Origin of the sequence: Janthinobacterium sp. HH104 (genome assembly GCF_001758715.1) — a bacterium.
In the GTDB taxonomy this organism is placed as follows: Bacteria; Pseudomonadota; Gammaproteobacteria; order Burkholderiales; family Burkholderiaceae_D; genus Janthinobacterium; species Janthinobacterium aestuarii.
Genome location: NZ_LRIB01000001.1, coordinates 56,828 through 80,948, shown reverse-complemented (window position 1 = coordinate 80,948; position 24,121 = coordinate 56,828). Strand labels below are relative to the sequence as shown.

Below are 24,121 nucleotides of genomic sequence, written 5' to 3'. Positions count from 1 at the left end.
AATTCACCCAACAGACTGCCAGCCAATGAACGTTACACAAGATCTTTCTTTCCTCGCGCTCATCTCCAATGCCCATTTGATCGTGCAACTGATCATGGCCCTGCTGCTGCTGATTTCCCTGACCAGCTGGACCTACATTTTCCGCAAGATGTTTGCCGTGCGCCAGGCGCGCAAGCAAACCATCGAATTCGAACGCAGCTTCTGGGCCGGCGGCAACCTGCATGCGCTGCACCAGAACGCCAGCGGCAACCGCGACCAGAGCGGCGCGCTGGCCCGCATCTTCGACGCAGGCATGGGCGAATTCATCAAGGGCAAGGCTTCCTACGGTTCGCGTGAAGCGCTGGACGTCGGCGCCGTGCTCGACGGCGCACGCCGCGCCATGCGCGCCGCCTTCCAGCGTGAAATGGACGTGCTCGAATCGCACCTGGCCTTCCTCGCTTCCGTCGGTTCCGTCTCGCCATACATCGGCCTGCTCGGTACCGTCTGGGGCATCATGAACGCCTTCCGCGGCCTGGCCAACGTGCAGCAAGCCACCCTGGCCGCCGTCGCGCCCGGCATTGCCGAAGCGCTGATCGCCACCGCCATCGGCCTGTTCGCCGCGATTCCCGCCGTCGTCGCCTACAACCGTTTTTCGCATGACATCGACCGCCTGGCGATCCGCTTCGAGAGCTTCGTCGAGGAATTCTCCAACATCTTGCAGCGCCAGTCGCGCTAAGAGGGGGCAGCGTCCATGGGTTCCTCATTCAATAGCGGCGGCATGCGCGGCGGCCGTGGCCGCAAGTTCAAGTCCGAAATCAACGTCGTGCCGTACATCGACGTGATGCTGGTGCTGCTGATCATCTTCATGGTGATGCCGTCGTCGAACAATCCCAGCGTGGTGAACTTGCCCAACGCGGAAAAGTCGGCCAAACCGCCCGATGACTATATTCAGATCGTGCTGAAACCGAATGGTTCACTGTCGATCGGCGTCATCGGCAAGGAACAGCTGTCGCCGGAAACGGAACCGAACCGCGACGCCCTGCTGCGCAAGCTGCGCGGTTTGCACGAGAGCAATCCCGACTATCCCGTGATGATCGCGGGCGACAAGGAAAGCAAGTACGACGATGTGATCCAGCTCATTTCGGAAGCGAAAAAGATGGGCATTACCCGCGTTGGCCTGGCCACCAAGTAAGCGCAGCATCCTGTTTCCAGACTTGACCGTTTTTAGATAGACTAGACTTTGCAGAACAAACAAATCGACCATGTACTCGGCAAGCCCTACAGCGTGCCGCGCGAACGCAGCCGCTGGCCCTCGCTGGGCCTGGCGCTGGCGATGCACCTTGGGCTGCTGTTTTTCCTGTGGGTGGGCGTACACTGGCAAAATACGGAACCTGTCGCCGTCGAAGCGGAAGTGTGGGACATGAAGGTGCAGACGGCCGCGCCGCCGCCCGAAGTGGCGGCGGAACCGGAGCCGACACCGGCCCCGCCGCCGGAACCGGAAGTGGAACAGCCGGCCCCGCCGCCACCGCCGCCGGTGGCCGCGCCCGAGCCAAAGGTCGACCTGCGCGAGGCGGAGATCGCCCTTGAGCGCAAGAAGGCCAAGCTGAAGGAAGAAAAAGAGAAAGCGGCAGCGGAAGAGCGCCGCAAGCAGGAACAGAAGGAACGCGAGGAAGAAAAGCGCGAACTGGAAAAACAGAAGCAGAAAGAAAAAGACAAGGCTGAAAAGCTGGAAAAAGAAAAGGCCGACAAGCTGGAGAAAGCCAAGCAGGTCAAAGAGAAAGAAAAAGCGGCGGAAGAAAAAGCCGAGAAGGAACTGTCCGATAAAAAAGCGGCGGCGGAAAAAGCTGCCAAGGCGAAAAAAGCGGCAGAAGAGAAAAAAGCCGCCGACAAGGCACGCGCTGCGGAAATGAGCCGCATCACGGGTGCCGCGGGCGCCGGCACGACGGGCACGGCCGAGAAATCGACCGCGCCACGCAAGGACAGCGGCTATGTCGCTGCCCTGACGAGCAAGATCAAGAGCAATATCGCGTACAGCGGTAGCACGGACGTGCCGGGCAACCCGCGCGCCGTGTTCAAGATCGAGCAACTGCCAACTGGGGAAATTATTTCGGTCCGAAAGATTAAAAGTAGCGGCCTGCCGGCGTATGACAGCTCGGTGGAAAACGCCATTAATAAATCGTCGCCACTGCCGAAGAAAAAAGACGGCACCGTGGAACGCGAGATTGAACTCATATTCGAGATGAAGGATTTGCCTAAATGATGACCATGAAAAAAATGAGCTATGTCGTGCTCTGCGCCAGCCTGATGCTGGGAGCGTCCAGCGCCCAGGCGCAGCTGCGCGTGGAGATTACGGGGATCGGCAGCAACCAGATTCCGGTGGCTGTCGCCAGCTTCGTCAATGAATCGGCGGCGCCGCAATCGCTGTCGGGCATTATCAAGGCCGACCTGGCGCGCAGCGGCGTGTTCAAGCTGATCGATGCCGATGCGCCCGTATCGGAAACGGCGCCCGTCAGCTACGAACAGTGGAAGTCGCGCGGCGCCGATGCGCTGGCGGCCGGCACCGTGCAAAGCATGGCCGATGGCCGCCTGGACGTGCGCTACAAGCTGTTCGACACCATCAAGGGCGCACAGATTTCCAGCATGAACAATGCGGCCGCGCCGCAGTTCAACCGCTTGCTGGCGCACAAGATCGCCGACGACATCTATGAAAAGCTGACGGGCGTCAAGGGCGCGTTCGCCACGCGCATCGCCTACGTCACGCAATCGGGCCGCGAATACCGGCTGGAAGTGGCCGACGCCGATGGCGAAGGCATCCAGGTCGCGCTGCGCTCGAACGAGCCGATCATTTCGCCTGCCTGGTCGCCGGACGGCACCAAGGTCGCGTATGTGTCGTTTGAAAAGAAAAAGCCCATCGTCTACGTGCAAAACCTGGTGACGCGCCAGCGCACCATCGTGTCGAATGAAAAAGGCAGCAATTCCGCGCCGAGCTGGAGCCCGGACGGCTCGCGCCTGGCCGTGGCCCTGTCGCGCGACGGCCATACCCAGATCTACACCGTCAATGCCGACGGCAGCGGCTTGCGCCGCACCAGCACCAGCAGCGGCATCGATACGGAACCTCAATTCTCGGCCGATGGCCAAAGCATTTACTTCACCAGCGATCGCAGCGGCGGACCACAAATCTACCGTATGTCGGCCAGCGGTGGCGAAGCCAAGCGCGTGACGTTTGGCGGCTCCTACAACATCAGCCCGCGGATCTCGTCCGACGGGAAGACACTTGCTTATATTTCCCGTCGCGACGGCAATTTCCAGCTCTACGCGCTCGACCTGGCTAGTGGCCAGGAACTGCGCCTGTCGGACACCGCCAACGACGAATCACCGAGCTTTTCGCCCAACGGGAAATATATCATGTACGCGACCGAATCCGGACGACGCAAGTCGCTGGCAGTGGTATCGGTGGATGGCCGCGTCAAACAGCGTTTGACTACGCAAGCTGGCAATATCAAGGAGCCCACCTGGGGTCCTTTTATGAAGTAAATGCTGTACAGTTTCACCTTTAACCATGACCCGGAGAATAAAAATGAGTAACTTTAAAAGTTTGGCTTTCATCGCCGCTACCGCAGCTCTGCTGTCCGCCTGCAGCACCCCAGTCAAAGTAGCCGAAACCCCAGTGGTTGAGCGCGCTCCTGAAAAAGTCGCAGCTCCAGTTGACACCCGTCAAGTTCAGCCAGTGACGACCGCATCGGTCGATCCACTGGACGATCCAAAAGGCGTGCTGGCTAACCGCAGCATCTACTTCGACTTCGACAAATACGTCGTGCGCGAAGCGGACACCCCAGTCGTGCAAAACCACGCTGCTTACCTGGTGAAAACGCCTAGCCGCAAGATCCTGATCCAAGGTAACACCGATGAACGCGGTGGCGCTGAGTACAATCTGGCCCTGGGCCAGAAACGTGCTGAAGCCGTGCGCAAGTCGATGGCAGCCCTGGGCGTGCCAGAAGGCCAAATGGAAGCCGTGTCGCTGGGCAAAGAAAAGCCTAAAGCACAAGGCAGCAACGAAGCAGCATGGGCAGAAAACCGCCGCGCTGACATCGTTTATTGATGTTGACAGGTGAGCGCGGCAGCATTGGCGCTTACCTAACTGGCCAGTCATAGGCATAATAATGGGGCGCAGCGCGGTGATTCACCGCCCGGCGCCCCGTTTGCATGTTTGCGTAACCTTAGAAAGCCCGACCCATGATGACATTCTCGAAAGCCGGCGTCGCCGCCGCCTTGATGGCCGCGTTTGCCTACCTGCCCCTGCACGCCAACGCCGCCCTGTTCGATGACGACGAAGCGCGCAAGGCCATCCTCGAGCTGCGCGCCAAGGTCGACGCCATGGCGCGCGACCTGAACAGCCGCGTCGACACCAAGGCGGACAAGACCAGCACCCTGAGCCTGATCAACCAGCACGACCAGACCATGCAAGAGATCGCCCGCCTGCGCGGCCAGATCGAAGTGCTGGGCAACGACCTGGCGAATGTGCAAAAGCGCCAGAAGGATTTCTACACCGACATCGACGCGCGCCTGCGCAAGCTTGAGCCGCGCCAGGTCACCATCGACGGCCAGGAAGCGGCCGTGGGCGTATCCGAGCAAAGCGCGTACGAATCCGCGTTCGGCCTGTTCAAGTCGGGCGACTACAAGGGCGCCGTCACGGCCCTGGACGGCTTCGTGAAACGCTATCCCGAATCGGCCTACGCGGCCAACGCGCAATACTGGCTGGGCAACGCCTATTACGCCCAGCGCGACTGCAAGAGCGCCATCACGGCCCAGCAGGCAGTGCTGAAGAACTACCCGGACAGCCCGAAGGCGCCCGACGCCATGCTCAACATCGCCAGCTGCTACACGGAGCTGAAAGACAAGGCCAACGCGACCAAGACCCTGAACGCCCTGATCTCGCGCTACCCGGACTCCAGCGCGGCCCAGGCTGCCAAGGAACGGGGCGGCAAAAAGTAAAAGCGGGGAAAAAGTTGCCCATTAGGTTTGACAGAATCCCGGGCACCCCCTATAATCTTTCTTCTTCGGGTCGTTAGCTCAGCTGGTAGAGCAGCGGACTTTTAATCCGTTGGTCGCAGGTTCGAATCCCGCACGGCCTACCAAATACTTCAGAGAAGCCAACCGTTCGCGGTTGGCTTTTTTGTTTTCAGCAGCATCACTTGCACGCGATGCCATCGCTGACACAAATCAAACGCCTTGCCACCTGCGATACAGCTTTATCGGACTGTCGTATAATCAGACAATCATGAACGCCACACCATCCTCGACCATGTCTGAATTTGCTACAACGGAAGCAGCCGAAACCTATGAACAATGGTTTCGCGCAAAGGTGCTGGCGTCGCTCAATGATGACCGCGCTACCGCCTCGCACGAGACAGTCATGGCGCAACTGAGGAAAATCGTCACGCCACAGACTGACGGCCATGCTGCCGATTCAATGGAAGGTTGAAGCTCAAGAAGGCCGCCCCGAGTTTCTAACGCGACACCAGCGCCTGCCTCCCGGCCAGATGCGCCACCACGCTCCCCATCACCCGCCCCAGCGGCACCTCCACCCAGCGATAAAACGCCGCACCGGCCGCCAGGCTGGCGCCCCACGCCGTCAGCATGCCCAGCGCCTGCCACTCCGGCTCGAGTGGCACGTAGGCGATAAACAAGGCATTCACCAGCAGACTGACGGGAAAGTGCACGAGGAAGACAGCATACGAGATGCGGCCCAGCGCGTTGATGATGTTCCAGGCGCCGCCCTGTGCAGGCGTGCGGGCGCGGCCGAACAGGAACAGGGCGCAGGCGACGATCAGGGCCAAGGCGATGCGGCTGCGGTAGTCGACGGCCAGGGCCAGCAGGACGGGCACGGCGGCCATGGCCATGAGCGCGGTCATGGCGCCGGGTTTACGGGCCGGATCGCTGGCCCACCAGGCCAGCATGCCGAGACCATAGCTGCCGAAGAAATACGGCGCCCAGTTATCCCAGTCCGCGTCGAGATTGAAATACAGCAGGGAAAAGGTGATACCGACGGTGACGGCCAGCGGCATCAGCCAGTGCCGGCGCCGCTGTCCCGCCACGCGGCCGCTCAGCCACAACAGCGATACGGTCAGCAGGTACAGCTGAAAATCGATGGCCACGTACCAAGCGCCGGCCGACAGCGACTCATAGCCCAGCACGCCGTGCAGCAACAAGGCATGGGCACTCAGCTGGCCCAGGGTGACGGCGGCCGACATGGAGTCGTGCCGCATCCAGATGCCGGCCACAGGCGTGATGATGGCCGCGAGCAAGGTGGCAGCCAGGAAAGGCGGCGCCAGCTTGGCATAGCGGCGCCAGACCGCTTGTAAAGGGCTAGCAATGCCGGGGCGGCCTGCGGGCGAGAGCGATTTGGCGACGAGAAAGCCGCCGATGACGAGGAACACTTGCACGGCGATGCGCGCGCTGCCACCGAGCCAGTCCAGCAGCTCGGGCCACAGCGGCTGCACGTAATCGGACATGGGCCCGTAAAACGCCAGATGGTGCAACACGATCAACTGCGCCGCGCCTGCCTTCAAACCATTGATCCAGCCAAACTGCGGACGATGTGCCAGGTCCGCCTGTGATACCACTGCTGCTGTCATTCCCTATCCTTGCCGTGCCAGGTAGTCTCGCCAGCCATGCGCGCAACGGGCGCGCGGCCGAGGATTTACCGAAAGGCCGACATCATAGCCGAGCCTGGCATTTCGGTGACGCGCGGCAGACGACCGATATCAATCCTTGCGCGAAAAATCGGCACGCAACAGGGTCTGGATCACGCTGCCGCCCTGCTCGTTCGCGCGCACGGCGACCGCCATGGACGGCATGACGAACAGCACGCCATCGTGCTCTTCCCAGGCATCAACCAGTTGCTCCAGTTCGCGTCCCAGCGACTCCACCCGCCCGATCTGCCGGGCCAGCTGCGCCTCGCACTTGCCGTCATAGCCGACACGGCGGGGGCACTCATCGATGCGCACGAACGGCGTCTTGCTGTCGCGCAAGCGCGCGGACAATTGCGCGGCCACCGCCGCCGGCGCACCATCGAGATACAAATGGTAAGACGGCACACGGCAGCATCTCCCGGACAACAACAGCAAGCCGACCCTGGCGCCAAAAGCGGCCGTGGTGGCTACCGGCACATAGGCAAACGGCGGCGTGTTGCCGTCCCATACAAAAGTCTTGCGCTGCTCGGCGGCGTTCGCCCCGCGCCAGCCGGACAGGCAGGCGGCATTGTCGGCGGCAAAACAGGTTCGGTAGCCCGTCTGATCGCTGATAAACAATTGCTCGACCGCATTACGCGCGCCGGCAGCCTCGGGCGCGGTGCCGTCCGGCCGCACTTCCCAGCTGCCCGCGCCGTTCTTGTGCCATGCCAGCGCCGTGCGCGACCAGGCCCATAGCCGCTCGTATGGCTGGAATTGGTAGGTAGGCGTATCGGCCAGGTAAATTCTCGGCAGCGGGATCGGGTCTCGCCGCTTGCCGTCCGCATCGACGACCAGCACCACGGACGGCGCATATTCGCTATCGACATATGCAAACGACCTTCCATCGGGCGAGATGGCCGCCAAGACTTGGGCGTGCAAGTCGCCATCGTTTTCTGGCGGACTGGGCAGTACAGTGGTTTTCAGGGGCAAGCCACGTAACAGAAAACCGGGGCGCTGGTCGCCGGGAAAATAGCGCACGCCGGGAGAGAGGGGAAAGCCATGCGTGTACGTCTCGGTGCCACGGTAGCCGTCTTTCGACGCCGCGATCTTCTCGACCACGGCCTTGCCCGCATGCTCGTGGACCAGCGCCAGCACGCTGTCATCGTCAGGCAATCTGACGAAATAGACGGGCTGGGCGAAGTCGGTCCAGCGTTCGATGCCATCAGTGGTCTTGACGACAACTTTATCGCTATGGATCAGCCGCATGGAATTGTTGTGCGTGGACATCAGGGAACCGCCACCCTGGCGGTACTCGACCGACAAGGCGGCAAACCGCCCGTACGTGTCGGCCTTGGTCACCTTTTCGCCACGGCGCAGCACAGCAGCATATTCGCCCGTGGCCGGCTCCGTGTAAGGCCAGCAGCCAGTGAGCAGTACGAAAGCGGTGGCGCAGCACCAGCGATACCGTGCAGGAATTCTCATGCGTGATCAACCTTTCAGCTTGAGACTGCACTCCAGTGCTGCAAATTCGGCAATCTTGCAGGCATTCTACGACAGATTCAGGGCTGATTCGCTTGCGGCTGCGCCAGGATGGCGTCGAGCAAGCCGGGAAAACGGCTCTCGATATCGGCGCGGCGCAGGGTGTTCATGTGCGTCGTGCCCGCGTTTTCCGTGTAGACGAGGCCCGCTTCGCGCAAGACCTTGAAATGGTGGGAGACGGTCGATTTCGGCCGCCCGCCGTCCAGATCGCCGCAAGCGGCCGCGTCGACTCTGGCCAGGTGGCGCACGATGTCGAGGCGAATGGAATCGCTCAAGGCGTACAGCACTCTTTCGAGGACGAATTCGCTGGCGGGAGGATGTTTGTGTGGACGCATGTGCAGAATCATACAGCATGCGCTATACTAATTCCATTCTTCGAATATTTACGAACTACCGAATCAGCATTCACCCACATTTCCACCAACAAACACAAAGGCCACCATGTCCGCCCTCTTCCAGCCCTACACCCTCAAAGACATCACCCTGCGCAACCGCATCGCCGTGCCGCCGATGTGCCAGTACATGGCCGTCGATGGCCAGGCCAACGACTGGCATCTGTCGCACTACGCGGGCATGGCCCGTGGCGGCGCCGGCCTGGTGATCGTCGAAGCGACGGCCGTGGCTCCGGAAGGCCGCATCACGCCCGGCTGCACCGGCATCTGGAACGATGACCTGGCGCAAGCCTTCGTGCCTGTCGTGAAAGCCATCAAGGCGGCCGGCTCCGTGCCCGGCATCCAGATCGCCCACGCGGGCCGCAAGGCCAGCGCCAACCGTCCATGGGAAGGTGACGACCATATTCCTGAAGGCGACGCGCGCGGCTGGCAAACCATCGCCCCGTCCGCCATCGCCTTTGGCGGCGGCCTGCCGAAAGTGCCGCGCGCCATGGACCTCGACGATATCGCCCGCGTGAAACAGAACTTCGTCGACGCGGCCGTACGCGCCCGCGAAGTCGGTTTCGAATGGCTGGAGCTGCACTTCGCCCACGGCTACCTGGCGCAAAGCTTCTTTTCCGCCCACTCGAACCAGCGCGACGATATCTATGGCGGCAGCCTGGAAAACCGCAGCCGCTTCTTGCTGGAAACATTGAAAGCCGTGCGCGAAGTGTGGCCCGAGCACCTGCCGCTGACGATCCGCTTTGGCGTGCTGGAATTCGATGGCCGCGACGAGCAAACCCTGCTCGAATCGATCGGCCTCGTGCGCCAGTTCAAGGATGCCGGCATGGACATGATCAGCGTCAGCATGGGCTTCACGATTCCCGACGTGTCGATTCCATGGGGCCCGGCCTTCATGGGCCCGATTGCCGAGCGCGTGCGCCGCGAAGCGGGCGTTCCCGTCTCGTCCGCCTGGGGCTTCGGCACGCCAGCGATTGCCGAGCGCGTCGTCAAGGACGAACAGCTCGACGTGGTGATGGTCGGCAAGGCGCACCTGGCCAATCCGCACTGGGCATACTTTGCCGCCAAGGAACTCGGCGTGGAACGCGCCTCGTGGACCCTGCCGGCGCCATACGCGCACTGGCTCGAGCGCTATTGATCGGCCTTGACCGTCGCCGGATGCCCCTCCAGGGGCAGTTCCGGCAGGAACAACAGGAAGACCAGTCCCAATAGCAGCAGCACGGCGCCGGCGCCAAACACGCTGGCGATCGCATGGCGGTACACGTCCACCGTCTGCGCCGCTGCCTGCGCACCCAGCGCCGACACGGCTTCCACGCCGTGCTTGTGCAGCTGATGTGCGAGAATGGCGCCGGACGCCGTCACGCCCAGCAAGCCGCCCAGCGAGCGGAAAAACGCCAGCATGGCCGTGCCCACGCCGCGGCGCGCCAGGGGCAAGGCATTTTGCACGGCGATCGTCATGTTCGGCATCACCAGTCCCAGCCCCGTGCCGAGGAAAAAGATGGCCGGTTCGATGATCCAGTAGCCGCGCGACGTTTCCATGCCCCAGGCCAGCACGGCAAACGCCAGCAGCGCCACGGCCAATCCCGCCACCTGCACCATCTTGTACTTGCCCGAGCGCGACAGCCCCCGGCCGTTGAAGATCGACGACGCCACCAGCCCCACCATCATCGGCACCGTCATCACGCCGGACTCCGCCGGACTCGTGCCCATCACCAGCTGGAAGAACAGGGGAAAAAAGACACTGGCGCCCATCAGGCCCATGAAGGTCACGGCCATGACCAGGCTGGCGATATTGAAAGTGCGGTTCTCGAACAGGTCGGGCGGCAGCACGGGCTCATCCACCCTGCCCACGTGCACCGCCAGCCAGATACCCAGCAGCACGGCAATGCCGCCGCACACCTTGATGGCCAGCCCATCCCACGGCCACTCGGTGCCGCCCAGCGCCAGCACCAGCAGCGCCGCCGTGATGGCGCCCGTCAGCAAGGCCGAGCCCAGATAATCGATCTTGTGCGCATGCGTGCGCGCCGGTTTGCGCATGGCGCGCGCGATGATGACAAAGGCGGCGACGCCGATGGGCAGGTTGACATAGAAAATCCAGTGCCATGACAAGGCATCCGTGATCACGCCGCCCAGCACGGGACCGAGCACGCTGGTGACGGCATACACGATGGGCACCATGCCTTGCCGCTTGCCCCGCTCGGCCGGCGGCACGATGTCGCCGATGATGATTTGCGCCAGCGGCATGAAGCCGCCCGCCCCGAGGCCCTGAATGGCACGGAAGATAATAAGTTCCGTCATGTTCTGCGCCAGCCCGCACAGCACGGATCCGAGCAAGAAGGTCAGCAGGGCCGTAATGATCATGGGGCGGCGGCCGTACTGGTCGGCCAGCTTGCCGTACAGGGGCATGGTGGCCGTCGAGGCCAGCACGTAGGCCGTGACCACCCACGATAGATGGGCCATGCCGCCCAGGTCGTCGACAATGCGCGGCAAGGCCGTGGCAACGATGCTCTGGTCCAGCGCACCGAGTCCCAGCACGGCCATCAGGCCCAGGTAAATGGCGCGCACTTCGCGTTCGGTGACGGGTTTTACACCAGTGTTGGCTTGATCGTGGTGGCTCATGCTTGACCGATCTCAAGCAGCGGCTGCATGGCCGCTTCCAGTGCATCGATCTGCTGCGGCGTCAGACGGGCAATGCGCTGCGCCAGCACATCGCGGCGGCGCGCACGCAGGGTTTCGAGGATGGCCAGGCCTTGCGAGGACACCTGCAGCCCAGAGCGGCGCCGGTCTTGCGGATCGGGCGCGCCGCGCTCGACCAGTCCCGCCTCTTCGAGCGACTTGACCTGCGCGCTGACGGTCGGCCCGCGCACATTCTGCAGGCGCGCCAGCGCGGCCACGCCGATGCCGGGCTGCTCGTGGATCAGGGCCAGCAGCATGTATTGCATCATCGACACGCTGCCCTCCAGCTCGCCCCCTTCGCGCTGCATGGAGCGCAGCAAACGCTTGAACGCCGTGCGCAATTCATCGGACAGCGCCAGCGCGCGTTCGGGGATGGGAAGGTCTTCGGTAGTGGGCATGGAAATATATGAGTAGGTAGGCTATCTACCTATATTATGCCGTACCCGGGCGCCATGCAAGGCTTTTTTCCATCCGCGCCCTTCCCAAAACCGCCGTTGGCCGTCATAATAGCCGCCCTTGGGTCGTTAGCTCAGCTGGTAGAGCAGCGGACTTTTAATCCGTTGGTCGCAGGTTCGAATCCCGCACGGCCTACCAAATACTTCAGAGAAGCCAACCGTTCGCGGTTGGCTTTTTTGTTTTCTGGTCCATTCCTGGCCCACTGAGCATCCCCATACAGCAAGACTGATTTTTGCTGTTTGATCAGAAAATCCCAAGCTGGACATGGGCACAAACGGCCGCCTTTTCGTCCGTTTTGACCTGCTCGACCGTCCGCACGGCACGGCTGCCGATCGCGTATGCTGCGCCATAGATTGATTTTTTGATTACGGTCAAGGCGATACAAAAAACACTCATGGACAAATTCAATCAGTACCGTGTTTTCACACAAGTAGCTGAAATGGGAAGTTTCATCAAAGCTGCCAATGCGCTGGGCATACCGAGGGCCTCCATCTCCGCCGCCATACAGCAGCTTGAATTGGGGATTGGCACGCGCCTATTGCATCGCACCACGAGACAAGTACAACTGACCGCGGATGGCATGCTCCTGCTCGAGCGCGTTCGTTCGCTTCTCGCGGATGCGGAAGATATCGATCAACTTTTTCATGTGCGGCACAGCAAGATTTCAGGGCGGCTCTGCGTGGATGCCCCCAGCCGAATCGGGCGCAGGCTGATCGCTCCGGCACTGCCCGGCTTTTTGCGCGCCTATCCCCGGCTGGAATTGATATTGAGTTCCTCTGACCGTGCGATCGACATGGTGCAGGAAGGCGTGGACTGTGCCGTGCGCGTGGGGACGTTGCAGGACAGCAGTATCGTCGCGCGTCCTCTGGGGCATATCGCACTGATCAACTGTGCCAGTCCAGGCTATGTACGCGAGCACGGTGTGCCGACAACGCCAGATGATTTGAGCAAAGGGCACTGGACGGTTGGATATGCCTCCGGCACTGCCGCGAAAGAGTCTCCCTGGGAGTATCTGGATGCGGGGCGCAAACGATCACTGTCAATTCCCAGCCGGGTGATCGTTAACAACGCCGAAAATTATATTGCCTGCTGTGTGGCGGGAGTGGGATTGATCCAGATTCCTCGTTTCGACGTGCAACACCTGCTCGACAGCGGCGAACTCATTGAAGTCATGCCGGAGTTCCGCGCGGCGTCCATGCCGGTGTCGCTCGTTTTCTCGCACCGCAAGCAACTGTCGCGCAGGCTGAATGTATTTTTCGACTGGTTCGAAGCGCTAATGCGGCCACATCTCGAACCATAAAAGGCAGCGACGCGGGCGTGGTTAACTGTGGCCTGGCCGGTCACGATTGGGCTGTTTTTCTGGACAATCCATCCAGCCCGGCGTAGCTGATCTTCCATTGGATGCTGCTTATACTCGAGCCTTCAAATACGTATCCAAGGAGATCGACATGACTGACCATTGCATCAAAGGCAAGACCGTCCTCATCGCCGGAGGAGGCAAGAACCTCGGGGGACTGATCGCCCGCGACCTGGCGCAGCAAGGCGCCAAGGCTGTGGCCGTCCACTACAACAGCGCAGCCAGCAAGGCCGATGCCGAGGCAACCGTGGCCGCAGTCCAGGCCGCAGGCGCACAAGCCGTCGCAATCCAGGCCAACCTGACGACGGCCGGAGCCGTCGAGAAGCTGTTCGCCGACGCCATTGCAGCGGTCGGCAATCTGGACATCGCGATTAACACCGTTGGAAAGGTGCTGAAGAAGCCGATCACGGAGATCAGCGAAGCCGAATACGACGAAATGACAGCGGTCAACTCCAAGACCGCTTTCTTCTTTCTCAAGGAGGCTGGCAAGAACCTCAACGACAATGGCAAGATTTGCACCGTGGTCACCTCGCTGCTGGGCGCATTCACGCCCTTCTACGCCGCGTACGCCGGCACCAAGGCGCCAGTGGAACACTACACCCGTGCAGCGTCCAAGGAGTTCGGTGCGCGCGGGATCTCGGTGACGGCGGTCGGACCAGGTCCGATGGACACGCCGTTTTTCTATCCCGCCGAAGGCGATGACGCGGTGGCGTACCACAAGACGGCCGCGGCACTCTCCGGGTTCAGCAAGACCGGCCTCACCGATATCCATGACGTGGTCCCGTTCATCCGTCACCTGGTCAGCGATGGTTGGTGGATCACCGGTCAGACCATCCTGATCAATGGCGGCTACACCACAAAATAAGCTTCTGGCGCGGATCCTTCCCCATACCTCCCCGGCGTCACGCCCATCACCCGCTTGAACATGGCGATGAAGGCGCTGACGTTGTCGTAGCCCAGGTCCAGCGCAATCGTCGTGACGGGCTGGCCGGCGGCCAATAACTCCAGGGCGCGCAGGATGCGGGCGCACTGGCGCCAGGCGGATGGCGTAAAGCCGGTCTCGATCGTGAAACGGCGGGCCAGGGTGCGCGGCGATACGCCGGCCCAGGCGGCCAGCGCTTCCACGCCCCGCTCGTCGGCCAGGTCATCGAGGATGGCGCGCGCCACGCGCAGCAGGCGCGGGTCCGTGGGCAGAGGCAAGCCGAAGGGCTCACGCGGCGCGGCGGCGATTTCGTCGAGGATCACGGCCGCCACCCGGGCTTGCCGCGCGTCGAGCGGACCGTCGTCCCAGGCGCTGGCGCGGCCCACCGCTTCGCGCAGCAGGCCCGAGACGCGCATCACGCACGGCGCGGCGGGCAAGCTGGCACAACTGGCCTCGTCCACATACACGCTCCAGCCCGCAAACGGGCCATGCGAACGCAGCGCATGGACGTGATGGGGCGGCATCCACACGCAGTGGCTGGCCGGCACTACCCACTGCCCGCTGTCGGCGGCAACGGAAAGCAAGCCACGCATGGCGCCGAACAGCTGGCCGCTGGCGTGGTGGTGCGCCGCCGTCACCCTCTCCCGCGGCTGGGTAATGCGCATGGCGCGCAGCGGCAGCGATGGCAACAAGATTGGCGGATTTGACGTATTGAATGACATAAACAACGCAGGCAAGACAATCCGGCCATCATACAGTGAAGTCTTTCCAACATTCAGGAGTGCAGCATGCGCGCAGAAGACGTATTGCCGGATCAACAAAACCAGGGCCAGTTCAATGGCGTCACCGTACGCAAGGGCACGGTGGGCGCCTTCCTGGCCAATGCCCGGCTATGGCTGGGCGAGTCCAGCAGCATCGCCGAACGGACCATCGCCGAGCGCGACATTGTCGACGCCCTGCCCGCCCTGCACGCGCTGGGACTGTTCGATATCCTGCAAGTGCGCGATGCCGCGCTGCGCGAACTGGTAGCCGCCTCCGCAGCGGCGTGAGCGGGCTGACTCGTCCGCGGCGCGCATTTCCTCTATCATGCTGCTTTGCCCGCCTTCGCACCCGCCATGCCGTTTACCATTGCCGCCCCAGTCCACAGCGAACTGATCATCAAGAAAAGCCGTTTCATCGGTTGCGTGCAGCCGATGACGGACCGCGCCAGCGCGCAGCAGGTGGTCAATGACTTGAAGGCGCAGCATCCTGGCGCCTGCCATGTGTGCTGGGCGCTGCTGGCGGGCGGGCAGTCGGCGGCCGTTGATGATGGCGAACCGAGCGGCACGGCCGGGCGACCCATGCTCGACGTGCTGCGCCACCAGGACTTGGAAGGCGTGCTGGCGACGGTCGTGCGCTACTTTGGCGGGATCAAGCTCGGTGCGGGCGGCCTCGTGCGCGCCTACACGGATAGCGTGGCGCAAGCGTTGTTGCAAGCGGAAAAGACGGCCATCGTGCGCCAGCGAACCCTGCGCTGCACGGTGCCGTATGCGATGGAAGGCATGCTGCGCCGCGAACTCGATGGCGCCGGCGCTACCTTGCTGAACGTGGAACACGGCGAGCACGTGCTGTTCGACTTCAGCCTGCCTGAAACGGCGGCCACCGCCCTGCTGGCCCATCTGCATGAGGCGGGCAATGGGCGGATAGCCTGGCTGAAAGTGGAAGCCGAAGAGGAAGACTAAAACTTACAAGTTGGGCGGGCGCTTGATCTGCAGCAAGATGAAATGCGTCCACGCCAGCGCTGGCAGCACCATCAACAGTAGCATCAGTCCGGCCGGCATGTCCGGCACGAAACGCACGAAACAACCAAGAAAGCCGGCGATGGCCAGCCAGAAACGCCAGTTGAATGCGTATGCCTTGCGCGCCACGGTCGCCAGCGCGATGCGCCAGAATTCCAGCAAGGCCCACACCCCGCCCGTCAGCAGCAGCGCGGCCAGCGCATTGGTGCCGGGGGCGTCGGCCCAGGTGCGCACCAGGTTGTACAACAGCACGGGATAGCCGGCCGTGATGGCCAGGGTGGCAGGTCCGGCGGCGATGACAGCTTCAAACAGCTGCCCTTTGGAACGATGATCCACTGATACTCCTCAAGCCACGACGCCGGAATGGGCGGCGATCACTTGCAGCGCGCCGGCCGCGTCCTGCGCCCAGACGCGCGTAAAACGGAAGTCGCCATGCGTTTCCACGTCGTGATAGGTGCCCGTCAGCTGCATGCGCACGGAGACCACGGCCACGCTGCCGTTGATGCGCACATGACGCTCGGACGCGCGCAAGTCGGTGATGGCCAGCAAGCGCTGCTCGTGCGCGGCCAGGTCCGCATGCTTGCTCAGCAAGTGGCCCAGGTGATTGGTAAACAGCAAGTCGTCGGCCAGCAAGGCGTTCAGCGCGGCCACGTCGGAGGCCATCATGGCCAGGCGCAAGCGCTCTTCCGCATCGAGCACTTGTACTTCAGTTAATGCATTCATCTTCTTCCTATCAAATAGTCTGGCGCATCTTAGCAAACGGGAAAAGCATGCTTGCACGAAATAGCTAAATTCACAATCAGCCACAAGGCTTATACCTGTGAAGTATATTTATATAGCGTAATATTCGCAGCGGTATTGCGCAAAACGCCACCATAGTACTGTACAGTGCTTGCCCTTCCGCCCCGGGCTGGGGCAGCTGTCAGTTGTAGTACTGTTTTATGTGCTCCGTGCAGTCTCGAATAAAACCAAGATAAGGCCCCTTCATGGCAATTAACATCATCCTGAATCTGCTCGTTGCGTTGCTCGTCTTCGCTTTCATGTTCCACCAGCAACGCAAACACGCGACGTTTACCGTGCGCGTCTTCACGGGCCTGGGCCTGGGCGTGCTGCTCGGCGCGGCCGTGCAGTGGCTGTACGGCGCCGGCTCGCCCATCATCGCCGGCACCAATGAATACATGGACATCGTCGGCAGCGGCTACGTCAAATTGCTGCAGATGATCATCATGCCGCTGATCATGGTGTCCATCATCTCCGCCATCCTGAAACTCAAGGATGCGAGCTCGCTGGGCAAGATCAGCGCGCTGACCATCGGCACCCTGCTCATCACCACGACCGTTGCCGCCGCGCTGGGCATTTTGATGGCCAAGCTGTTCGGCCTGACGGCTGTCGGCCTGACGTCGAGCGCCGCCGAAGTGGCGCGGGGCGTGCAGCTGCAAGGCTCGCTGGAAACGGCGAAAGCCCTGTCCCTGCCGAAACTGCTGGTCAGCTTCGTGCCGACCAACCCCTTCCTCGACATGACGGGCGCGCGCAAGACGTCGACCATCGCCGTGGTCGTGTTCTCGATCTTCATCGGCATTTCGGCCACGGGCATCGCGGCGAAAAAGCCGGAGATTTTCGCCTCGTTCGAGAACTTCATGAAAGTGGCGCACGCCATCGTCATGCGCATGGTCACGCTGGTGCTGCGCCTGACCCCGTACGGCGTGTTCGCGCTGATGTTTGAAGTGGTCGCGTCGTCGAGCTACACGGACATCTTGAAACTGATCAACTTCGTCGTCGCCTCGTACAGCGCGCTGATATTGATGTTCCTCGTGCACCTGGCCATCATCGCCGGCGTGGGCCTGAACCCGCTGCGCTTCGTGAAAAAAGTCTTCCCCGTGCTGGCATTCGCGTTCACGTCACGCACCAGCGCCGGTTCCATCCCGATGAGCGTGCAGACGCAAACCCAGCGCCTGGGCACGCCGGAAGGCATCGCCAACTTCGCCGCCTCGTTCGGCTCGACCATCGGCCAGAACGGCTGCGCCGGCATCTATCCCGCCATGCTGGCTGTGATGATCGCCCCGACCGTCGGCGTCGATCCCTTCACGGTCAGTTTCCTGCTGCCCTTGCTGGCCATCATCACCATCGGTTCCGTCGGCGTGGCCGGCGTGGGCGGCGGCGCCACGTTTGCCGCGCTGATCGTGCTGTCGGCGATGGACTTGCCCGTCGCGCTGGCCGGCTTGCTGATCTCGGTCGAACCGCTGATCGACATGGGCCGCACGGCTCTGAACGTGAGCGGCTCGATCACGGCCGGCACCGTCACCAGCCGGGTCATGGGACAGACCGACCTGGCCGTCTACAACAGCGACGATGCGCCGGACTTGGACGAAGCGGAACACGCCGCCTAAGCAGCTCTCCAGCGGCGCGCCGCGCCTTGCCGCTTTCCTCTATATTTATCAACAATAAATACGGAGGAAGGCGCAAGGCGATGGAACAGAAATGGCCGCAGCAAATCTGGATCGTGCGTCACGGCCAAAGTGCCGGCAACGTGGCGCGCGATGCCGCCGAAGCGGAAAAACAGTTGTTGATCGCCATCGCCGAGCGCGATGTCGACGTCCCCCTCTCCGAGCTTGGCACGCGCCAGGCGCAAGCCCTGGGCGACTGGTTCGCCACCCTTCCCCCTGAACAACAACCGACCGTCGTGCTGTATTCGCCGTACGTGCGGGCGCAGCAGACGGCGCAAGCCGTGCTGGCGCGCATCGATGCGGACAGCTTGAACTCCGTGGTGGCCGACGAGCGCCTGCGCGAAAAGGAATTCGGCATCCTCGACCGCCTGACCGTGCACGGCATCGCCAGCAAGTATCCGGAACTGCACGAGCAGCGCCAGCACGTGGGCAAGTTTTACTTCCGTCCGCCGGGCGGCGAAAGCTGGTGCGACGTCATTCTGCGCCTGCGCAGCGTGCTCGACACCATCACCCGCGAATACAGGGGAGAACGGGTGCTGATCGTCGGCCATCAGGTCATCGTCAATTGCTTCCGCTACCTGCTCGAGCGCTGCGACGAGCAAGCCATCCTGGCCATCGACAAGGCGGCCGACGTGCCCAACTGCGGCGTCACTTCCTATGCTTTCAACCCGGCTTTGGGCAAGCACGGCAAGCTGCAGCTGGACCTGTGCAACTTCGTCGCGCCACTGGAAGAATCGGGTACACCCGTCACGGCCCAGCCCGACATGCCGGCCGCGCCCAAATCCTAGTTTTTTCGGAGGCCATGCATGGACACCACCGACATCACGCCTACCCTGCTGCGCTCCTGGCCCCTGCCCATGCCGCAGCCCGACGGCGACAAGGAAGTGCGCGGCCATCTGCTGATCGTCGCCGGCTCGGCCGAGATGCCGGGCGCCATCGTGCTGGCCGCTACGGCAGCGCTGCGCGCGGGTGCAGGCAAGCTGACCCTGGCGACGGGTGCATCGGTGGCGGCGCAGGTAGCCATCGCCATGCCTGAGGCGCGGGTCATCGGCCTGGACGAAACGGCGCAAGGCGGCTTCCGGCATGAGGCGCAACACCAGCTGGCGCCGCTGGCCGGCAAGGTCGATGCCGTGCTCGTCGGGCCAGGCATGTGCGACACGGCTGCAAGCTGCGAGCTGATGCGACATTTGCTGCCCCTGTTTGCGAATAGCCGTCTGATCCTTGACGCCTGCGCCATGCAGGTCGTGCGCAAGCCCGCGCACTTCCGCTTCGACCAGCCCGTCCTGCTGACGCCGCACGCGGGCGAGCTGGCCCAGCTGATGGGCCTGTCAAAGGACGCCGTGCTGGCCGACCCGCATGCCTGCGCCACGGACGCGGCGCGGCGCTGGAACGCCATCGTCGCCCTGAAAGGCGCGCTGACCGTCATCGCCATGCCCGATGGTACGACCTGGACGCATGCAGGCGGCAATATCGGCCTGGCCATTTCCGGTTCCGGCGACACCCTGGCCGGCATCATCACGGGCCTGGCGGCGCGCGGCGCACCGTTGGAGCAGGCGTGCGCCTGGGGCATCGCCCTGCATGCGCTGGCGGGCGAACAGCTGGCATTGCGCTTCGGCATCCTCGGCTACCTGGCGCGCGAAATCCCGGCCGAGATTCCAGCGCTGCTGCGCAATCTGGCGGCATAAAAACAACAGCATAAGCATATCCAGAAAGAATCGTTAGCGCCGGCGGGCGCCTCCCTTAAGCTCATTGCAACTGTTTCCATACGAACACTAATCGAGCCCAAAGGACACCGCCTTGTATCCGCGCCATTCAACCGCCTCCCCATCCCTTCCCGCCACGCCGCTGCGCGCCATCGTGCTGGCCTGCGCCATGCTGGGCACCGCGCCCGCCTGGGCACAGGACGCGCAAACCAGCACCAGCACAGGCAACGCCGCTGAAACGGCCAGCGCCAGCATCGACCAGGTCACCGTCGTCGGTTCGCGCGCGCGCAACCGCACCGTGTTCGACAGCAGCGTGCCCATCGACCGATTCGGCGCGCGCGAAGTGAGCAATGCGCTGTCGACGGGCGACGTGGGCGCGGCCCTGCAAAACCTGTCGCCGTCGATCAACTTCCCCCGCATCGAGTCAAGCGGCGCGTCGGACTCCGTGCGCGGCATCCAGTTGCGGGGACTGGCGCCCGACCAGGTGCTGGTGCTGATCAACGGCAAGCGCCGCCACACGAGCGCCGTGCTCGACACGGAAAGCAGCTTTGCCGGCACCGTGCCGGTGGACATCAATGCGATTCCGCCCAACGCCATCGACCATATCGAAATCCTGCGCGACGGCGCCGGCGCCCAGTACGGCAGCGACGCCGTGGCGGGCGTGATCAACATCGTGCTGAAAAAGGCGCGCACGGGCGGCTCCGCTTCCGTCAGCTACGGCGCCAACCACACGCATTTCGAGCCGACCGACCAAACCCTGATGGATGGCCAGACCGTCATCGTCAACGCCGACTATGGCGTGCCGCTGGGCGAGGCGGGATTCTTCCGCTTCGGCGCGGAAACGCGGCGCCGCTCGCCCACGGAACGGGCCGGCCCCAGCGACGCGGGCTGGACGTCCTACAACTTTACGCCGGCCGACCAGGCGCTCGACGGCAAGGTCGTGTTCAAGTCCGGCGACTCGCGCCAGCGCAACAACTATTTGTTCTACAACACCCAGCTCACCCTGGCCAACGGCCTGGACCTGTACTCGTTTGCCACCCTCAACGAGCGCAAGTCCGACGGCAGCGCCTACTTCCGCTATCCGGGCGACCCGTCGAACGTATTGGCCCTGTATCCGAACGGCTACCGCCCCGTCACCAACGGCGACAAGCGCGACCTCAGCATCGTGGCCGGCGTACGCGGCAGCGCGGGCGAATGGAACTGGGACGCCAGCGCGCGCCACGGCAGCGACCGCTTTGACTACGGCGTGAGCCACTCCGTCAACGCCTCGCTGGGCGCGGCCAGCCCCACGCGCTTCAGCCTGGCCGGCTTCGATTTCCGCCAGAATGCCTTGAACGTCGATGCCACGCGGACCATCGACATCGGCTTGCCCGCCCCCTTGAGCGTGGCCGTGGGCGCGGAATGGATGCGCGAGACCTACACCAGCTCGCCCGGCGACCCTGCCTCGTATGCGGCCGGCAGCTTCACGGACGCGCCGCCGGGCGCGCAAGCGGGACCGGGCTTGCGCCCATCGGACGCCTACGATGGCAGCCGCCAGATCCGCTCCGTGTATGCGGACGTGGAAAACGATCTTACGCCGCGCCTGCTGGTGGGCGCCGCCGCCCGCTACTCGCACTACAGCGACTTCGGCAGCGCCAGCACGGGCAAGCTGTCCACGCGCTACAAAGTGACGGACAATTTCCTCGTGCGCGGCTCGCTGTCGAACAGCTTCCGCGCGCCAGCCCTCGTACAGACGGGCTTCCGCTTTGCCACGCTGAACTTCAACGCCGATGGCACGGCCCTGCAAACGGCGGCCCTGCTGCCGGCCAGCGACCCGCTGGCGCGCAGCTTCGGCGCGCAACAGCTGAAACCTGAAAAATCGACCAACGTCTCGCTGGGCCTGGCGTGGAAACCGGCCGCCGCCACCAGCGTGACGGTGGATGCCTACGTGATCCGCATCCGCGACCGCATCACACGCTCGAGCGACTTGCAAAGCGACGCCGTCACGGCCTACCTGGGCGCGAATGGCCGCAGCGACATCCAGTCCGTGGCCTACCTGGCCAATCTGCTCGACACCGCTACCCGCGGCCTGGACGTGGTGCTGAACCACGACCTGGTGTTCACGTCAGGCAAACTGAATCTGAACGCGGCACTGAACCTGAACAAGACCAGCCTCGACAAGGTGCGCCAGAGTTCCGCTGCGCTGGCCAATATCGATCCGAGTCTGACCCTGCTGACGGAGACGAGTTTGTTCCGTATCAAACATGCGTCCCCCAACAGCAAATTGATACTGGGCGCCGACTGGCAGGCAGCCGGCTGGGGCGTGCAGGCGCGCGCCACGCGCTTTGGCGAGCTGAAAGATTTTTCGTACGACAGCGATGCGCCCCTGATCGACGGCATCCCCGCACAGCGCTTCGGCGCCGTCTGGTCGCTGGACCTGGAAGGCCAGCTGAAACTGAGCAAACAGCTGACCTTGAGCGTGGGCGGCAACAACATCCTCGACCGCTATCCGCAGCGCGTGCGGGAAACGAATAACGCCACGTATGGCGGCGCCCTGCCCTACAATTTCATCAATCCCATCGGCGTCAATGGCGCGTACTTTTACGCCAAGCTGAACTACACCTTCTAACGCCACGGAAAGAACCCATGATCATCAAGAAAATATCCCACCTCGTCGCTGGCGCCTGCCTGAGCGCTCTCATGCTGTCCGCCGCCCAGGCCGCCGCACCGCTGGTGCTGATGACGGACTTCGGCACGGCCGATGGCGCCGTGTCCGCCATGCATGGCGTGGCCTATGGCGTCGATCCCCAGCTGACCATTTCGGACCTGACGCACCAGATTCCTGACTACGATATCTGGCTGGGCGCCTACCGTTTGTACCAGACGGCCAATTACTGGCCGCAAGGCACGGTGTTCGTGTCCGTCATCGACCCGGGCGTGGGTACGGCGCGCAAGTCGGTGGTGCTGAAAACCAAGGGTGGGCGCTACTTCGTGGGGCCGGACAATGGCCTGTTCACCCTGATCGCCGAGCGCGACGGCGTGGCGGAACTGCGCGAAATCGATGAAAAGGTCAATCGCCTGGCCGGCTCCGCCGAGTCCTACACCTTCCATGGCCGCGACGTGTACGCTTATGTCGGTGCGCGCCTGGCCTCGGGTGCCATCCGCTATGAACAGGTGGGCCCGCAATTGCCGAGCGAATCCGTGGTCAAGATCGCGTATCAAAAACCGGTACGCGACGGCAATACCATCCGCGGCATCGTGCCCGTGCTCGACGTCAAGTATGGCAACGTGTGGACGAATATCCCGAAATCGCTGCTCGACGAATTGCAGGTGAAACTGCACGATCCGCTGCAAGTGCGCATCCTGCACAAGGGCAAGCAAGTGGCCAAGGTGACGGCACCGTTCGAGCACACGTTTGGCGGCGTGGCCAAGGGCAAGCCCCTCGTCTACCTGAACAGCCTGCTCGACGTGGCCGTGGCCATCAGCCAGGGTGACTTTGCCGCAAAACACCACGTCGAGTCGGGCGTGGATTGGGAAGTGGAAGTGAGCAAGATTTCTCCGTCGAAATAAGCATGGTCCACGGCCAGGACACACAGTCCTGGCCGTTTCAAATTTTGCTACTGCAGGTTTGCGCTACGTCAAACCAAACGCTCTCCGCGCACCCACAACGCCGCTCATTTGTAATTGTGGTGAACCTGCGCCCACCTGCCTACTCTAAATTTTGCAAACGATGCCAGCCTTGTTCCAGATGCGCCATCTGGCAAGGCATGCTTTTCCACGACAGCATTCCACTGAAAAGGAACAATCATGACGGCTCCACTCCTGACCACCAGCAAGCTCGTTCTCGGTAGCGCCATCGTCTGTGCGCTGCTGGGCGGATGCAACAAACGTAACGACACCGACACTGGCACCGGTGCCACCACATCGCCGAACACGACGAACCCGGCAACCGCACCCGGCACCAGCGGAACAAGCGGAACAAGCGGGACCAGCGGCACATCGGGCACCACCACGCCGGATACCACGACACCCGGCATGACGCCGGGGACGACACCAGGCACGACCAACCCCGATGGCACGACCACGCCGCCAACCACGCAACCCAACGGCACCACGCCGGGCACGGGAACCGGCACCGGAGGTACGGGCACAGGCACTGGTACGGGCACTGGTACGGGTACCACCACGCCGCCGCGCAGCAGTTAAGCGAGGCAAAAAAAGAGCC

27 protein-coding genes and 2 tRNA genes are annotated in these 24,121 nt (G+C 62.8%); 20 read left to right on the top strand and 9 right to left on the bottom strand.

Features of this window, described 5'->3' with window-relative positions:
* Nucleotides 1-25: 25 nt before the first annotated feature.
* From tolQ to JAB6_RS00355, 8 genes are all read left to right on the top strand, one after another.
* On the top strand, nt 26-715 hold the full coding sequence (gene tolQ, locus JAB6_RS00390; protein WP_034759183.1) for a protein TolQ: 690 nt from the start codon (nt 26-28) through the stop codon (nt 713-715).
* 15 nt (nt 716-730) lie between these two features.
* The gene (locus JAB6_RS00385; protein WP_223278896.1) at nt 731-1,171 is read left to right on the top strand and encodes an ExbD/TolR family protein; all 441 of its coding nucleotides are present in this window, start codon (nt 731-733) and stop codon (nt 1,169-1,171) included.
* Nucleotides 1,172-1,219: 48 nt separating this feature from the next.
* Nucleotides 1,220-2,239 carry a cell envelope integrity protein TolA gene (gene tolA / locus JAB6_RS00380; protein WP_083292442.1) on the top strand — a complete coding sequence of 340 codons (1,020 nt, stop codon included), beginning with the start codon at nt 1,220-1,222 and terminating at the stop codon, nt 2,237-2,239.
* Nucleotides 2,236-3,513, top strand: coding sequence for a Tol-Pal system beta propeller repeat protein TolB (tolB, locus tag JAB6_RS00375; RefSeq protein WP_083292441.1), 1,278 nt, complete (start codon nt 2,236-2,238; stop codon nt 3,511-3,513). Before tolA ends, tolB begins: the two co-directional genes overlap by 4 nt.
* A gap of 43 nt (nt 3,514-3,556) precedes the next feature.
* Complete coding sequence (pal, locus tag JAB6_RS00370) at nt 3,557-4,078, top strand: peptidoglycan-associated lipoprotein Pal (RefSeq protein ID WP_034759187.1); 522 nt, start codon at nt 3,557-3,559, stop codon at nt 4,076-4,078.
* A 134-nt stretch (nt 4,079-4,212) separates the two neighbouring features.
* Entirely contained in the window at nt 4,213-4,971 is a 759-nt protein-coding gene (gene ybgF / locus JAB6_RS00365) for a tol-pal system protein YbgF (RefSeq protein ID WP_034759191.1), read from the top strand.
* A gap of 67 nt (nt 4,972-5,038) precedes the next feature.
* Nucleotides 5,039-5,114: transfer RNA gene (locus tag JAB6_RS00360), tRNA-Lys, on the top strand.
* A gap of 143 nt (nt 5,115-5,257) precedes the next feature.
* The gene (locus tag JAB6_RS00355; protein ID WP_070300899.1) at nt 5,258-5,461 is read left to right on the top strand and encodes a hypothetical protein; all 204 of its coding nucleotides are present in this window, start codon (nt 5,258-5,260) and stop codon (nt 5,459-5,461) included.
* 25 nt (nt 5,462-5,486) lie between these two features.
* Here the strand turns inward: JAB6_RS00355 and JAB6_RS00350 are convergent, their stop codons facing one another.
* From JAB6_RS00350 to JAB6_RS00340, 3 genes are all read right to left on the bottom strand, one after another.
* A complete protein-coding gene (locus JAB6_RS00350) occupies nt 5,487-6,614 on the bottom strand; it encodes an acyltransferase (protein ID WP_070300898.1) in 1,128 nt (375 codons plus the stop codon).
* A 129-nt stretch (nt 6,615-6,743) separates the two neighbouring features.
* Nucleotides 6,744-8,132: a hypothetical protein gene (locus JAB6_RS00345; RefSeq protein ID WP_139143229.1), complete on the bottom strand. Its 1,389-nt coding sequence runs from the start codon at nt 8,130-8,132 to the stop codon at nt 6,744-6,746.
* 77 nt (nt 8,133-8,209) lie between these two features.
* On the bottom strand, nt 8,210-8,524 hold the full coding sequence (locus JAB6_RS00340) for a helix-turn-helix transcriptional regulator (RefSeq protein WP_034759577.1): 315 nt from the start codon (nt 8,522-8,524) through the stop codon (nt 8,210-8,212).
* A 106-nt stretch (nt 8,525-8,630) separates the two neighbouring features.
* On the opposite strand from JAB6_RS00340, the gene JAB6_RS00335 reads away from it, so the two are divergent.
* Nucleotides 8,631-9,719 carry an NADH:flavin oxidoreductase/NADH oxidase gene (locus JAB6_RS00335; RefSeq protein WP_070300894.1) on the top strand — a complete coding sequence of 363 codons (1,089 nt, stop codon included), beginning with the start codon at nt 8,631-8,633 and terminating at the stop codon, nt 9,717-9,719.
* On the opposite strand, the gene JAB6_RS00330 is transcribed toward JAB6_RS00335, so the two are convergent.
* Nucleotides 9,713-11,200, bottom strand: a complete 1,488-nt coding sequence (locus JAB6_RS00330) for an MDR family MFS transporter (protein ID WP_070300892.1) — start codon at nt 11,198-11,200, stop codon at nt 9,713-9,715. The two genes, JAB6_RS00335 and JAB6_RS00330, sit on opposite strands and share 7 nt — an antisense overlap.
* The gene (locus JAB6_RS00325) at nt 11,197-11,655 is read right to left on the bottom strand and encodes a MarR family winged helix-turn-helix transcriptional regulator (RefSeq protein WP_070300890.1); all 459 of its coding nucleotides are present in this window, start codon (nt 11,653-11,655) and stop codon (nt 11,197-11,199) included. Before JAB6_RS00325 ends, JAB6_RS00330 begins: the two co-directional genes overlap by 4 nt.
* A gap of 120 nt (nt 11,656-11,775) precedes the next feature.
* On the opposite strand from JAB6_RS00325, the gene JAB6_RS00320 reads away from it, so the two are divergent.
* The 3 genes from JAB6_RS00320 to JAB6_RS00310 all read left to right on the top strand — a co-directional run bounded on the left by JAB6_RS00320 (nt 11,776) and on the right by JAB6_RS00310 (nt 13,935).
* Nucleotides 11,776-11,851, top strand: a tRNA-Lys gene (locus JAB6_RS00320).
* 256 nt (nt 11,852-12,107) lie between these two features.
* Nucleotides 12,108-13,013 (top strand): LysR family transcriptional regulator, encoded by a 906-nt coding sequence (locus JAB6_RS00315; protein ID WP_070300888.1) that lies wholly within the window; start codon nt 12,108-12,110, stop codon nt 13,011-13,013.
* 148 nt (nt 13,014-13,161) lie between these two features.
* Entirely contained in the window at nt 13,162-13,935 is a 774-nt protein-coding gene (locus JAB6_RS00310) for an SDR family oxidoreductase (RefSeq protein WP_058050889.1), read from the top strand.
* Here JAB6_RS00310 and JAB6_RS00305 read toward each other — a convergent pair.
* Entirely contained in the window at nt 13,920-14,714 is a 795-nt protein-coding gene (locus JAB6_RS00305; protein WP_083292447.1) for a helix-turn-helix domain-containing protein, read from the bottom strand. The genes JAB6_RS00310 and JAB6_RS00305 overlap by 16 nt on opposite strands.
* A 66-nt stretch (nt 14,715-14,780) precedes the next feature.
* Here JAB6_RS00305 and JAB6_RS00300 point away from each other — a divergent pair, with 66 nt between their 5' ends.
* Together JAB6_RS00300 and JAB6_RS00295 are read left to right on the top strand one after the other, a co-directional pair.
* Nucleotides 14,781-15,041, top strand: a complete 261-nt coding sequence (locus tag JAB6_RS00300) for a hypothetical protein (RefSeq protein ID WP_070300886.1) — start codon at nt 14,781-14,783, stop codon at nt 15,039-15,041.
* A gap of 66 nt (nt 15,042-15,107) precedes the next feature.
* Nucleotides 15,108-15,713: a YigZ family protein gene (locus JAB6_RS00295; protein WP_070300884.1), complete on the top strand. Its 606-nt coding sequence runs from the start codon at nt 15,108-15,110 to the stop codon at nt 15,711-15,713.
* 3 nt (nt 15,714-15,716) lie between these two features.
* On the opposite strand, the gene JAB6_RS00290 is transcribed toward JAB6_RS00295, so the two are convergent.
* Nucleotides 15,717-16,106: a hypothetical protein gene (locus JAB6_RS00290; RefSeq protein ID WP_070300882.1), complete on the bottom strand. Its 390-nt coding sequence runs from the start codon at nt 16,104-16,106 to the stop codon at nt 15,717-15,719.
* 9 nt (nt 16,107-16,115) lie between these two features.
* Nucleotides 16,116-16,493, bottom strand: a complete 378-nt coding sequence (locus JAB6_RS00285; protein ID WP_070300880.1) for a nuclear transport factor 2 family protein — start codon at nt 16,491-16,493, stop codon at nt 16,116-16,118.
* A gap of 263 nt (nt 16,494-16,756) precedes the next feature.
* On the opposite strand from JAB6_RS00285, the gene JAB6_RS00280 reads away from it, so the two are divergent.
* The 5 genes from JAB6_RS00280 (at nt 16,757) to JAB6_RS00260 (ending at nt 23,466) form a co-directional block, all read left to right on the top strand.
* Nucleotides 16,757-18,157, top strand: coding sequence for an L-cystine transporter (locus JAB6_RS00280; RefSeq protein WP_070300878.1), 1,401 nt, complete (start codon nt 16,757-16,759; stop codon nt 18,155-18,157).
* Between the two features lie 80 nt (nt 18,158-18,237).
* Nucleotides 18,238-19,002 carry a histidine phosphatase family protein gene (locus tag JAB6_RS00275; RefSeq protein ID WP_070300876.1) on the top strand — a complete coding sequence of 255 codons (765 nt, stop codon included), beginning with the start codon at nt 18,238-18,240 and terminating at the stop codon, nt 19,000-19,002.
* A gap of 18 nt (nt 19,003-19,020) precedes the next feature.
* The gene (locus tag JAB6_RS00270) at nt 19,021-19,899 is read left to right on the top strand and encodes an NAD(P)H-hydrate dehydratase (protein WP_070300875.1); all 879 of its coding nucleotides are present in this window, start codon (nt 19,021-19,023) and stop codon (nt 19,897-19,899) included.
* A gap of 112 nt (nt 19,900-20,011) precedes the next feature.
* Nucleotides 20,012-22,525 carry a TonB-dependent siderophore receptor gene (locus JAB6_RS00265; protein WP_254671393.1) on the top strand — a complete coding sequence of 838 codons (2,514 nt, stop codon included), beginning with the start codon at nt 20,012-20,014 and terminating at the stop codon, nt 22,523-22,525.
* A gap of 17 nt (nt 22,526-22,542) precedes the next feature.
* Nucleotides 22,543-23,466, top strand: coding sequence for an S-adenosyl-l-methionine hydroxide adenosyltransferase family protein (locus tag JAB6_RS00260; protein ID WP_080698823.1), 924 nt, complete (start codon nt 22,543-22,545; stop codon nt 23,464-23,466).
* Nucleotides 23,467-23,570: 104 nt separating this feature from the next.
* Here the strand turns inward: JAB6_RS00260 and JAB6_RS29200 are convergent, their stop codons facing one another.
* A complete protein-coding gene (locus JAB6_RS29200; protein ID WP_175444465.1) occupies nt 23,571-23,933 on the bottom strand; it encodes a hypothetical protein in 363 nt (120 codons plus the stop codon).
* On the opposite strand from JAB6_RS29200, the gene JAB6_RS29195 reads away from it, so the two are divergent.
* The gene (locus tag JAB6_RS29195) at nt 23,932-24,102 is read left to right on the top strand and encodes a hypothetical protein (protein WP_161781529.1); all 171 of its coding nucleotides are present in this window, start codon (nt 23,932-23,934) and stop codon (nt 24,100-24,102) included. The two genes, JAB6_RS29200 and JAB6_RS29195, sit on opposite strands and share 2 nt — an antisense overlap.
* Nucleotides 24,103-24,121 lie beyond the last annotated feature (19 nt).